The 12408-nt window shown below is 73.0% G+C and carries 7 protein-coding genes; 3 read left to right on the top strand and 4 right to left on the bottom strand.

Going from position 1 to position 12408, the window contains the following annotated elements:
- The first annotated feature begins 40 nt into the window (after positions 1–40).
- Entirely contained in the window at positions 41–1225 is a 1185-nt protein-coding gene (locus AB0H37_RS01890; RefSeq protein ID WP_360610674.1) for a serine hydrolase domain-containing protein, read from the top strand.
- Position 1226: 1 nt separating this feature from the next.
- Here the strand turns inward: AB0H37_RS01890 and AB0H37_RS01885 are convergent, their stop codons facing one another.
- Positions 1227–1838 (bottom strand): LysE family translocator, encoded by a 612-nt coding sequence (locus AB0H37_RS01885; protein ID WP_329097736.1) that lies wholly within the window; start codon positions 1836–1838, stop codon positions 1227–1229.
- A 108-nt stretch (positions 1839–1946) separates the two neighbouring features.
- On the opposite strand from AB0H37_RS01885, the gene AB0H37_RS01880 reads away from it, so the two are divergent.
- Positions 1947–2399 (top strand): Lrp/AsnC family transcriptional regulator, encoded by a 453-nt coding sequence (locus tag AB0H37_RS01880; protein WP_179838124.1) that lies wholly within the window; start codon positions 1947–1949, stop codon positions 2397–2399.
- Positions 2400–2577: 178 nt separating this feature from the next.
- Here AB0H37_RS01880 and AB0H37_RS01875 read toward each other — a convergent pair whose 3' ends face one another.
- Entirely contained in the window at positions 2578–3528 is a 951-nt protein-coding gene (locus AB0H37_RS01875; RefSeq protein ID WP_360610672.1) for an NmrA family NAD(P)-binding protein, read from the bottom strand.
- A 50-nt stretch (positions 3529–3578) separates the two neighbouring features.
- On the opposite strand from AB0H37_RS01875, the gene AB0H37_RS01870 reads away from it, so the two are divergent.
- On the top strand, positions 3579–4352 hold the full coding sequence (locus tag AB0H37_RS01870; protein ID WP_360610670.1) for a TetR/AcrR family transcriptional regulator: 774 nt from the start codon (positions 3579–3581) through the stop codon (positions 4350–4352).
- Positions 4353–4507: 155 nt separating this feature from the next.
- On the opposite strand, the gene ccrA is transcribed toward AB0H37_RS01870, so the two are convergent.
- A complete protein-coding gene (gene ccrA / locus AB0H37_RS01865) occupies positions 4508–5842 on the bottom strand; it encodes a crotonyl-CoA carboxylase/reductase (RefSeq protein WP_179838126.1) in 1335 nt (444 codons plus the stop codon).
- Positions 5843–5881: 39 nt separating this feature from the next.
- Positions 5882–12397 (bottom strand): SDR family NAD(P)-dependent oxidoreductase, encoded by a 6516-nt coding sequence (locus tag AB0H37_RS01860; RefSeq protein WP_360610667.1) that lies wholly within the window; start codon positions 12395–12397, stop codon positions 5882–5884.
- Positions 12398–12408: the final 11 nt, after the last annotated feature.

The following is a 12408-nucleotide window of genomic DNA, read 5'->3' as shown; positions in this document are numbered from 1 at the left end:
ATCGACCATCCATCACCACCGGACAAGCAGGGAATCGAACATGATCAAGCAAAGGCGTGCACTGCGCGGCGCGCTCACCCTTGCCGTGGCGGCCGGTGTCGCGGTGAGCGCACTGACCGGCACCGGCACATCGCGGGCCGGAACCACCCCCGCCGGAGCGGGCGGCGCCGGCCAGGCCGAGCTGCGGCGGCTCCTGAACCGGCTGACCACGGTCGACGGCGGGCCCGGAGCACTCGTCCAGGTGCGGGACCGTGACGGCAGCACGGGGCTGACCAGTGGCGTCGCGGACGTGGAGAGCCTCACGCCGATGCGCGGCGACAGCCTGTTCCGGATCGGCAGCATGACCAAGCCGTTCGTGGCCACGGTCGTACTCCAGCTGGTGGGAGAGCACCGCGTCGCCCTGGACGCACCGGTCGAGCGCTATCTGCCCGGCGTCGTGCGCGGAAACGACAACGACGGGCGCATCGTCACCGTCCGCCAGCTGCTCCAGCACACCAGCGGCATCCCCGACTACCTCGCCCTCCTCGACCCGCAGGAGATCCTCAAGGATCCGCTCGCCCACCACGACACCCGCGACCTGGTGGACCTCGCGCTCACCCGACCGCGCACCTTCAAGCCCGGCGACGGCTGGCGCTACTCCAACACCAACTACCTGCTGGCCGGCATGCTCATCGAGAAGGTGACCGGCCACACCTACGGCCAAGAGATCCGCCGGCGCGTCATCCGGCCGCTCGGCCTGAGTCACACCTTCGTCCCGAGTGACACTTCGGCGATCCCCGGACCGCATCCGCGGGGATACGCGCGACCGGGCCCGAACGCGCCGCTCCTCGACGTCACCGCGATCAATCCCTCGGTCGCGGGCGCCTCCGGATCGATGATCTCCAGCGGGGCCGATCTCAACCGGTTCCTCGGCGCCCTCGTACGCGGCAGGCTGCTGCGCCCGGCCCAGCTGCGGGCCATGATGGGGACCCGCCCGACCGGCGACTCCGGCGACCGGGCCTACGGCCTGGGCCTGGAGAGCAACACGCTGCCCTGCCGCGGCCTCTACTGGGGACACGGCGGTGACATCTTCGGCTACGAGACCACGGGCGGCGCCACGGTCGGCGGCAGGCAGGCGACCGTCATGGTGAACGTCGACCCAGGCGGTACGGACGCGCAGAGCGACGACATGAAGGCCGCCGTCCAGACGGCGCTCTGCCAGGACGGGCCCGCGTCCTCCCGGTAGGTCAGGGCAGGAGGTGGTCCAGGAGGAGCCAGGTGCCCAGGGCGGTCATGGCGGCTCCGGACAGGCGGGTGACGGTGCGGGCGGCTGCGGGGCGGGGGTCCAGGACGGTGCGGGTCAGGGTGCCGAGGCAGAGGTAGAACGCGGCGCAGGTGGCCATGAAGGTCAGGCCCAGGACGGCGAGCTGCACGGGGACGGGCCAGGCGTAGTGCGGATCGGTGAACTGGGGCAGGAGCGCGAGGAAGATCAGCAGGCCCTTGGGATTGAGGCCGCTCACGCCGATGCCGCGCAGGAAGGTGCTCCAGTCGGTGCCGACGCCGGCCCGGACGTCGAGGGCGGAGGGGCGGGCGAAGGTCGTCGCGCCGTGCCAGACGAGGTAGAGGCCGCCGACGGCGGTGAGGCCCGTCAGGACGGACGGGGAACCGGCGACGAGTGCGCCGACGCCCGCCGCGACGATCACGGTCACCGCGGCGTAGCCGACGACCAGACCGCCCACGGCGGGGACGACCGAACCGCTGCGCAGCCCGGCGCCGATGGTGAAGGCCCAGTCCGCGCCCGGGACGGCGATGAGCAGCAGCGACACCGCCCAGAACGCGAGCACCGATCCCGTTGCCATCGTCTTCCTCCCCGCCTGGCGCCATTTACGGGGAGAATACGATTGAATTGGCAGAAAGTGGTTCCAAATATTGCCGGAAAAAGGCTCCTTCGTGGAAGGATCTGCTGCGTGGACGCCATCGATCGGAAGATCCTTGCCGTGCTCCAGGAGGACGGCCGGCTGACCGTCACCGAACTCGCGGCGCGGGTGGGGTTGAGCGTCTCGCCGTGCCACCGGCGGCTGCGGGAACTGGAGCGCAGCGGCACGATCCGCGGATACCGCGCGGTCGTGGACGCCGCCGCGCTCGGCCTGACCTTCCAGGCGCTGGTGTTCGTCACCATGCGGCAGGAGGACCGCGACACGCTGCTCGGCTTCGAGGCCGCCGTCGCGCAGGTGCCGGAGGTGGTGCAGGCCCAGCGACTCTTCGGCGATCCCGACTACCTGCTGCGCATCGTCACCGCGGATCTGAAGGCGTATCAGGAACTGGAGGACGACGTCCTCGCGGCGTTGCCGGGCGTGCAGCGGCTGAACTCCACGCTCGTGATGAAACACGTCGTGAACGATCGGCCGCTGCCCACCTGAGCTACTGCTCAACGATTTAGTCGTCGTCCTCGCCGGCGCAGAATTGCAGCGACGAGCACAGATGGGCGCCGGGGGTTCGGGTTCGCGATCGGCTGCCAGGGCGATCCCGAAGTGGTCGCCGCGCTCCATGCGCCGTTCTGGTGGAACTGGCGGGTCAGTCCTGCGACGGCACTCGGGGTCAGGGGGTGGTGAGACGGGCGCGGATGGCGGCGGCGCCGGATTCGGTGAGCCAGTCGGCGAGGGTGCGCAGTCCCGGGTGGATGACGCGCAGTGCCTCGATGTCGGCGTGCCAGCGGTGGCCGGCCTCCCAGTGCTTCTTGATCTCGGCGATCTCCGGGCCGAGCGCGGCGACCTCGGCGTCGGTGAGCTGCTCGTACCGGAGCGGAATGCCGGTGGCCTCGGCGATCGCGGCGGCGGCCTCCACCGGGGTCGGTTCGTCGCCGGCCAGTTCCAGGGTTCGTCCGGCGAACCGGGCGGGGTCGGCGAACGCGAGCGCGGCGAAGTCGGCGATGTCCTCCAGCGTGATGATCTGCATGGGCTCGTGTGGAGGGAAGAGGTGCCGGTGCAGGCCGTGGGAGATGCCGTCGATGCCGATCGCCCCGGCGACGCCGAGGTAGTTGGTCATGAACCGGACCGGGCGCAGCACGGTGGGCAGCGCGATGTGGTCGCGCAGGTACTCCTCGATCAGCGCCTTCCCCTCCGAGCCCCGCGATGCGGCCGAGGCCGAGGCGACGGTGCTGAACACGACCTGCTCGATTCCCGCCGCGGCCGCAGCGTCGATCAGCACCCGGCCGCGGGCCACTTCGAGATCTGTGTCGGGTCCGGCCGCTCCGAAGGCCACGGGCGGTATGCCGAACACGGCGGCGACGCCGTCGAGCGCGGGCGGCAGACTCGCCGCATCATCGAAGTCGCCGCGCACGAGCTGGGCGCCTGCGGCGGCCAGCGCGGCGGCGGCGGGTGCGGTCAGGTCGCGCACCAGGGCGCGCACCGGCCGCCCTTCGGCGAGCAACCGCCGGGCGGTGGCGCCGCCTTGCTTGCCGGTGGCGCCGGAGATGAGGATCGGGGAGTCGGGGTCGGCCGGTGTTGCGGTGGTCATGGTGCCCTTTCCGGCGGTGCTGGAGGATGACATGATCCGGAATGCTCCACCCGTTTCCACACCGCAGACAAGGATTTCGTGACATGACAGCAGCACCGAGTGCGGGGCCTGCCGGGCGCGCCGACGCCCGTCGCAACCGAGAGCTCGTGCTACGCACGGCGATGCGCATGTTCGCCGCAGAGGGGCTGGGGGTGCCGCTCGGCCGGATCGCGCAGCGCGCCGGGGTCGGCCCCGCGACCGTCTACCGGCACTTCCCGAGCAAAGATGTCCTGGTCGAGGCGGTGTTCGCCGAGCACATCGAGGGTTTGGTGGCCGCCGCCGATCGGTGGGCCGCCCGCGCCGCGCCCGGTGACGCGCTGTTCGGGTTCCTGCTCGAAGTGATCGAGAAGTCGGCGGGCCGCCAGCACGTCTGCGCTGCGCTCACCGCCGACCAGGGCTGGCCGCGCGCCGTGCTGACCGCTGCGGCGCGGCGGTTCCGCGAGGCGCTGGAGCGCTTGCTGTACGACGCGAAACAGTCCGGCGCGATACGCGCCGACGTACAGGCCGACGATCTGTCCGCGCTGGCCGTCGGCGGTATCGCGCTGCGTTCGGCACACCGGAACCGGGCACGCGGCACACGACTGGTGCGGCTGCTGCTGGACGGATTGCGGATCCCGGCCGTCACGAAAGATGAAACGTTCCGTGACATTTCGTCCGTGCCGCGTCACGAAACCACAGCCCCGAAACATTGCGTGGAATGCGGCTCGCGGCTACGTGTCCGCGCCACCGGGCGGCCGCCTCGCTACTGCGGTCCGGCCTGCCGCCAGCGCGCCCATCGGCGCCGCCGCGTCGCGAGCACTGCGTCGGCGCTCACGTGAGTGGGTAGCCGCGTCCTTGCGGGGACGCTCATGCCGTTCCGAAGAATCGCTATCCGTGCGTCGTGCTGTCGACGAAACGTTCTTCGACGCGCCCTCAGAGAGCGTGGAGACAAAGGGACGGGCCCCGCGCTCCGGGCCCGTCCCGCCGGCGCGTGTCAGCGGCGGTAGAGGTTGAGCTTCTCCTCGCCGATGCGCTCGCGCAGCGCCGGGTCGTCCACGCCCTGGCCCTCGCCGGTGGCGCCGCACAGGACCGCGACCTTGCCGATGTGCTGGTTCGTCTGGACGGCCCGGGTCGCGTCGCCGGCCTCGTCCAGCGGGAAGACCTTCGACAGCGTCGGGTGGATCATGCCGAGCCCGATCAGCCGGTTGATCTCGACGGCCTCGTGGTAGTTGAAGCCGTGCGAGCCGATGATGCTCTTCAGCCGCATCCACAGGAACCGGTTGTCGTACTCGTGCCGGTATCCGGTGGAGGAGCCGCAGGTGACGATCTTGCCGCCGCGCTTGGCGACGTAGACGGACGCGCCGAACGTCTCGCGGCCGAGGTACTCGAACACGATGCCGGGGTCCTCGCCGACGAGCCGGCGGATCGCCTCGCCCAGCATCCGGCCCGCCTTGGGGTGCCGCAGGCCCTGCTCGCCGAGTTCCAGGTCGTTGCGGTTGATGACGTGCTCGCAGCCCTGCGACCGGACGATGTCCGCCTTCTCGTCGGAGGAGACCACCCCGACCGGGATGCCGCCGCCGTTCTTGACGAGCTGCGTCGCGTACGAGCCGAGCCCGCCGGTCGCGCCCCAGATCAGCACGACGTCGCCCTGCTTCATGCGGGCGCCGTGCGACCCGACGAGCATCCGGTAGGCGGTCGCGGCGCACAGCGTGTTCGAGCCGGCCTCCTCCCACGTCAGGTGGGCGGGCTTGCGGATCAGCTGGTTCGCCTTGACGATGCAGTACTCGCCGAGCGACCCGAAGTTCGTCTCGAAGCCCCACGCGAGCTGGCTCTCCGACATCATGCCGTCGTCGTAGGAGCCGTGGTCCTCCTCGTCCACGTAGGACGGGGACAGCACGACCTTGTCGCCGACCTTCCAGCTCTTCACGCCGCTGCCGGTGCGCACGACGACGCCCGAGCCGTCCGAGCCGAGGATGTGGTACGGCAGGTCGTGCCGGGCGCCGTGCCAGCCCTGCCGGCCGAACTTCTCCAGGAACGCGAACGTCGGGACCGGCTCGAAGATCGCCGACCAGACGGTGTTGAAGTTGATCGCGGCGGACATCACCGCCACGACGCACTCGTCGGGCGCGAGCTCGGGCATCTCGACCTCGCCGACGTGCAGGGAGCGGCGCACGTCCTTGTCGGTCTGGCCCTCGAAGATCCCGACCTCGTCCTTGCGGGTGAACGCCGCGCGGAAGCGGGTCGGCAGGTCGATCTCCTGCAGCTCGGGACCGCTCGCGCCGGACCGGACGGCGTCGAGCAGGGCGTGGGACGGGCCGGAGTGGGCCATGGGGGTGTCCTCCGTGGAACGGGGTTCGGGGGGCGGCCCTCAGCGGGCCGTGATCGGCGTGGGGACGGCGTCGCTCTCCCGCCGTCCCGCGAGCCGGGCCTCCAGGTGCGCGGCGAGAACGCCCACACCGGGCGGATCGAGCAGGTTGAGATGGTGCGCACCGGGGATCGTGACGATCTCCAGGTCGGCGCAGAGCCCGCCGAACCCGTTGGTCCCGTCGAGCACGTAGCGTGCGTCCCGCACCGCCCAGGGGGTCTCCTCGGGCGCGTAGTAGAGGACGACGTGCCCGTCGTAGGGCTCCGGCTTGTACGCCTCCAGGGAACGGGTGTCCTGGTGGGACGTGAGCTGGTGGGTGAGCGCCGCCGGGGGGATGTGGTCCACCAGCGGCGCCGCACGCTCCATGACCAGCGCGAACTGTGACTCCTCGTCCAGCCCGGACAGCTCCTCGTAGGTGAGGGCGACCTCCAGGCCGTAGGTCTCGTTGATGTAGTCGGCGAACGCGGAGAAGCGGCGGGCGAGCGTGTCGGACTCGTCGTCCACGGCCAGCGGTAGGCCCGCGTCGAACAGCGCGACGAACTCGACCTCGCGCCCCGCCGCCGTCAGCTGCCGGGCCGTCTCGTAGGCGAGGACGCCGCCGAACGACCAGCCGCCGAGCCGGAACGCGCCCTCGGGCTGCGCCTCCAGCAGGTGCCGGACGTAGCGGGCGGCGCGCTCCTCGACCGGCGGCGCGTCCTCGAACCGCTCCAGCCCGTACACCGGCTGGTCGTCGCCGAGCAGGTCGATGAGCTGGCGGTAGCAGGCGGTGGTGCCGCCGGCCGGGTGCGCGATGAAGATCGGCCGCCGGTCGCCGGACTTGTCGTCGTGGGGGGACGGCCCCCCACGCCCCCCGGAACGGCTCCGGTTCAGCGGGCGGACGGTCTGCCGCGCCGCCTCCTCGTCGGCCGCCCTGAGGTACTCGGCGACGTTCTGCGCCGTCGGCGGCTCGAACAGCTCCGCGCGGCTGACCTCGGCGCCGAGCTCCTGGGCGACGAGCGCGACGACCCGGTCGGCCTGGTCGTCCCGCCCGCCGAGGTCGGAGAAGAAGTCGGCGGTGACGCCGACGCGGTCGAGGCCGAGGACGTCCTCGAAGATGCGGACGGCGAGGCGCTCGGCGGCGTCGCGCGGCATCACGTACCCGGACTCGGCGTTCGAGACCGCCGCGGGAGCGGGGGCGTCGGCCAGACCGAGCTCGCCGGCCGCCCACTCCTCGAACACGTTCACGCTGGCGCCCTGGAGCAGCACCGACGCCGGGACGGTCAGCCCGAGATCGTGCTCGACGCCGCTCTTGATCCGGACCGCGACGAGGGAGTCCAGGCCGAGGTCGGTGAGCGGGACGGACGGGTCCAGGCGCTGCGGATCGAAGCCGAGCACGGCCGCGATCCGGTGCCTGACCTGCGCGGCGATCATCCTGCGGGCGGTGGCCGGGTCGAGCTCCCTGAGCGCCTCCACGCCGGGCCAGTCGCCGACGTCGTCGGCGCCCAGTTCGTCGGCCGCCTCGGTGAGCGCGGCGAAGTACGGCATGTTCCGGATCTCGGGGAACAGCCCGACCGCGGTGGCGGGATCGAAGCGCAGCACGCCCGTCGCCGCCCTGCCGTGCACGAGGAGCGCCTCCAGCGCCTCCGCGCCCTCCGCCGGGCTGATCGGGTCGATCACGGTGACCGACGTCTCGGCGGCCCCGCCGACCTGCGACCACGTGCCCCAGTTGATGGTCGTCCCGGGGCGCCCGTTCGCGCGCCGGTACGCCATGAGCGCGTCGATCGCGGCATTCGCGGCGGCGTAGGCGGCCTGCCCCGGCGAGCCGAGCAGCGCGGCCGCCGAGGAGTGCATGACGAGCCAGTCGAGGTCGAGGTCCCAGGTGGCCTCGCTGAGCCGCCGCGCGCCCTCGACCTTCGCCGTCCACACCCTGTGGAGATCTTCCGGGCCGAGTTCGGCGATCAGCCGGTCGTCGATCGCTCCGGCGCCGTGGACCACGCCGCACAGCCTGGTTCCGCCCTCCTGGGCGACCCTGACGAGGCGCTCGGCCGTGCCGGGCAGGGCGATGTCGCCGAGCACGATGCCCACGTCCACGCCGTCCTCGCGCAGGCGGGCGATCACCTTCTCGGCGTCGGCGTCGGGGCCGCCGCGTCCGGACAGGACGATGCGCCCGGCACCCCGCTCGGCCAGCAGCCGTGCGGTGACCAGGCCGATCCCGCCGTACCCGCCGGTGATGACGTAGGCACCGCCGCGCCGGACGACGCGCTTCTTCTTGGCCGGCGCCTCGGGCAGGACGGCTTGCGCGAGGCGCGCCACATGCCGGGTGCCGGCGCGCCAGGCGACCTCCCGCGCGTCGTCGCCCGCCAGGAGTTCCGCGACGAGATCCGCGGGTCGGTCGACGTCCACATGGGTGGCGCGCTGGACGGTGCGTTCGAATGCCAGAACCCTGGTGAGCGCGCTGACGAACCCGTGGCCGGGCACGCCCTCGCCTGCCAGGGGCAAGGCGGAGCGGGTCGCGACATAGAGGCGGGGGCCGTCGGGCAGCGAGCGGCTCACCCCGGCGACGGCGAGGACGAGCTCCTCGTCCACGAGATCGGCCGACGGGACGAGCACGACGCCCTCGACCGGCTCGTCCATGGCCGGGTGGTCGTCCGGCGGCCGGTTCGTCGGGCGGTGCCGGACGACGCGCTTCCCGCGTTCCTCCAGGCCGGCGGCCGTCGCGTTGCCCAGCGCGTCGTCCTCCTCGGCCAGCACCAGCCAGGTGCCGCCTTCGGAGGGCTCGGCGCCCTCCGGAAGGGGCGTCTCGTCCCAGACGAGTTCGACCAGCTTGTCGGCGAGCGGGACGGGGACGTCGTGGCGCTCGACCCGTCGGAGCACGATGCCGGTCGCCTCGGCGAGGACCTGGCCGTCCGCCGCCAGAAGCGCGACCGAGCCCGTCACGTCCTCCTCGTTCCGGACGACCTTCGCCCGCACGTGCCCGCCGCGATGCGTCGGGCCGAACACGCGGAGGCTGCCGATCGTCTCGGCCCGCCACACGCCGCCGTCGCCCCCCGCCGCCTCGTCCGACAGGACGGACAGGCAGCGGTCGAAGACCTCGGGGTGCAGCCGGTAGTGGCGGCTGCCGCGCTCGGCGGCGGCGACCTCGGTGGCCGCGCCCGGTCCGGTCGCGGCGGGGGGACGGTGGTCCTCGCCGACGTCCGCGCTGGCCAGCCGCGCCCACGTGCCCGCCGGGGTCAGCGCGTGGATCTCCACCCGCTGCTCGGCCTCGGTGAACGTCGTCGTCACGGTCGTGTGGTCGGCGAGCGCGAGCGGCCGCTCCATCCACAGGCTGTTGACACGGACGTCCTCGCCGCCGAGCGCGGCCGCCCCGGCGGCGAGCGCCATCTCCGCGAACGCCGCGACCGGCAGGGCGTGCAGCCCGTGGACGGCCGCCGCGGCCGGCCACGGCCGGGCCGCGAGCCCCACGTCGGCGCGCCAGGCGTGCCGGTCTTCGCCGGGAAGCTCCACATACGCGCCGAGGAGAGGATGTTCGTCGTTCTTGCCGGGCGTGCGCGCCGACAGGTCGACCCAGTGCCGCTCGTGCCGCCACGGCGACTGCGGGACGTCGACGATCCCTCCGTCCACGGGCCTGCCGGTCGCGTGGCCGTGCGCGGCCAGGGTGGCGAGCTGCGCGTGGAACGTCAGCGTGTCGTCGGTCTCCTGGCCCTTCGGCGCCCGCTTGAGCGTGTGGGTGACGAGCGCGCCCGTCCCCTCCAGGGTCTCGCCGACCGCGTGCGCCAGGATCGGGTGCGCGTTGACCTCGACGAACGTCCGGAACCCGTCGTCCGCGGCGGCCGCGACGGCGTCCGTGAGCCGCACCGCGTTCCGCAGGTTCGCCGCCCAGTGGTCGACGCCGAGGGCGGACGCGGAGTCGAGGTAGGCGCGGGGGTCGTCCAGGGCGGTGGTGTAGAGCCTGATGCCTTCGGCGAGCGGGGCGCCCCGCTCGGCGCCCACGTCGGCGAGGAGTTCGCGCAGCTCGGGAAGGAGAGGGTCGACCTGGGGCGAGTGGCCTGCGCCCTCGGCCTGCACCAGCCGGGCGAGCCGGCCCTCGGCCTCGGCCCGCTTGACGATCTCCGCGATCTGGTCGGCGTCTCCGGTCACCACGGTCTGCCTCGGCGAGGAGTGCACGGCCGCGTAGACCTCGGGCAGGCCCGCGCCGAGCCGTGCGACCTCCGCGGCGGACGCGCCGAGGACCGCCATCGCACCGCCGCCGACGAGCCGCGTCAGCAGGCGGGACCGGCGGCAGATGACGCGGACGCCGTCCTCCACGGTGAGCGCGCCCGCGACGACGGCCGCCGCGACCTCGCCCATCGAGTGGCCGACCACCGCGCCGGGCGTGACGCCGTACGCCCGCCACATGCGGGCGAGGGCGACCTGGATCGCGAACAGCACCGGCATCGTGTCGGCCGGGCCGTCCGGTCTGCGGCCCTCTTCGAGGAGCGTCCACAGGTCCGGGCCGCCCTCCTCGGCGAACAGGCCGTCCAGGTCGTCGATGGCCTCGGCGAACGCGGGCTCCTCCTCCAGGAGCCGCTGCGCCATGCCCGCGCGCTGCGCCCCGTAGCCGGAGAACACCCACACGGGACGGCCGGGCGCGCCCAGCGCCGTGCCCGTCACCGATCCCGGGTGGGGACGGCCTTCGGCGAGGGCGGTCAGCCCTTCGACGAGCCCTGCGCGGTCTCTGGCGGCGACGGCGGCGCGGGCCCGTCCACGGCCGGCACGGCGGTGCAGGGTGCGGGCGACGTCGGCGAGACTCACGTCCTGGTTCGGGAGCCACTCGGCCAGGAGGGCCGCATGGTCGCGGACACGGTCGTCGCTGGTGTCGGACAGCGGGAACGTCCTGACCACGGCCGGATGGACGGTCGTCTCCTGCGCGGGCGCCTCTTCCAGGACGACGTGCGCGTTCGTCCCGCCGAAGCCGAATCCGGACACGCCGGCCCGTGCGGGACGCCCCCGGTCAGGCCACGGCGTCTCCTCCGCGACGACCGCGAGGCGCAGCTCGTCGAACGGGATGTGCGGGTTGGGCTCCTTGTAGTGCGCGCTCGGCGGAATGACCCGGTGGTGCAGCGCGAGGACCGTCTTGATGAGGCCCGCGATGCCCGCCGCGGACTCCATGTGCCCGAGATTGGACTTCGCGGAGCCGAGCAGCAGCGGCTCCTCGGGGTCGCGGCCCGCGCCCAGGACGTCGCCGACGGCCTTGGCCTCGATGGGGTCGCCGAGGAACGTCCCCGTCCCGTGGGCCTCGACGTAGTCGACCTCTCGCGTGTCGATGCCCGCGCTCGCGTACACGTCCCGCAGCAGGGCGCGCTGCGCGTCGGAGTTCGGGGCGACGAGGCCGTTCGAGCGCCCGTCGGAGTTGACGCCGGAGCCGCGGATCACGGCGAGGACGCGGTCGCCGTCCCGTTCCGCGTCCGACAGCCGCTTCAGGACGACGGCGCCGCAGCCCTCCGCGCGGACCATGCCGTCGGCGGACGCGTCGAACGCCTTGCAGTGCCCGTCCGCCGCCGTCCCGCCGGCGAGGTCGAACGTCATCGTGACGGTCGGCGACAGCAGCAGGTTCACGCCCCCGGCCAGCGCCACGTCGGCCTCGCCGCTGCGCAGCGCCTGCACGGCGAGATGCGCCGAGACCAGCGACGACGAGCACGCCGTGTCGACGATCATGCTGGGGCCGCGCAGGTCGAGCAGGTACGACAGCCGGCCCGCGATGATGCTGAGCGCCGCGCCCGTCGCCGTGAACGGTTCGAGGGACGCCAGGTCGGACGCCGTGAACGCGGCGTACTCCGGCGCGGACACGCCGACGAAGACGCCCGTGCGGCTGCCGCGCAGCGACGCCGGGCCGATGCCGGCGTGCTCGAACGCCTCCCACGCGACCTCGAGGACGAGCCGCTGCTGCGGGTCCATGACCGCGGCCTCGCGCGGGGTGATGCCGAAGAACTGCGCGTCGAACTCGGCGACGTCCCGGAGGAAGCCGCCGAGCCGCGTCGTACTGGCGAGCAGGTCGCCGACCTCGGGGGAGCCGTCGTCGAACGCGTCCCACCGGCCGTCCGGCACCTCGCGGATCGCGTCGCCGCGCCCGGTCAGGAAGCGCCAGTAGTCGTCCGGGCCGGTCAGGTCGCGGCCGCCGCCGGGGAAGCGCAGCCCGGCGCCGACGACGGCGATCGGCTCGTCGCTCGCGGCCCGCCTCACGGCCGGCTCCGGCGCCGGGGTCTCCTCAGGGGTCCCGCCGGCCAGCGCGACGGAGAGCTTGTTGATCGTCGGATGTTCCCAGACGAGGGTGGCGGGGAGGGCCCGCCCGAGCATCTGCTCAAGCTCGCCGGCGATCGCGACCGCGTCCCTGGAGGCCAGACCGAACTCCTCCAGCGGCCGGTCGGGGTCGACTTCGGCGGCGGTGGTCCTGGAGCGGCGCGCGATCTGCTCGATCAGGTGCCGGCGGACCGAATCCTCGCTGATCCGTGTCTCGTCCTGCGCGTTCTCCCGCGCGGCTCCGGAACGATCGTTGCTCTGCATGCGGTGGGTTC

Source organism: Actinomadura sp. NPDC023710 (genome assembly GCF_040639875.1).
In the GTDB taxonomy this organism is placed as follows: domain Bacteria; phylum Actinomycetota; class Actinomycetes; order Streptosporangiales; family Streptosporangiaceae; genus Spirillospora; species Spirillospora citrea.
The sequence above is the reverse complement of the archived record's forward strand: the minus strand, read 5'-3'. Positions and strand labels throughout refer to the sequence as shown.

Coding starts and splice junctions, on each gene's coding strand:
- AB0H37_RS01875 (WP_360610672.1), bottom strand. CDS start 3,528: ATGTCATCCTCCAGCACCGCCGGAAAGGGCACCATGACCACCGCAACA.
- ccrA (WP_179838126.1), bottom strand. CDS start 5,842: ATGGCCCACTCCGGCCCGTCCCACGCCCTGCTCGACGCCGTCCGGTCC.
- AB0H37_RS01885 (WP_329097736.1), bottom strand. CDS start 1,838: ATGGCAACGGGATCGGTGCTCGCGTTCTGGGCGGTGTCGCTGCTGCTC.
- AB0H37_RS01860 (WP_360610667.1), bottom strand. CDS start 12,397: ATGCAGAGCAACGATCGTTCCGGAGCCGCGCGGGAGAACGCGCAGGAC.
- AB0H37_RS01870 (WP_360610670.1), top strand. CDS start 3,579: ATGACAGCAGCACCGAGTGCGGGGCCTGCCGGGCGCGCCGACGCCCGT.
- AB0H37_RS01890 (WP_360610674.1), top strand. CDS start 41: ATGATCAAGCAAAGGCGTGCACTGCGCGGCGCGCTCACCCTTGCCGTG.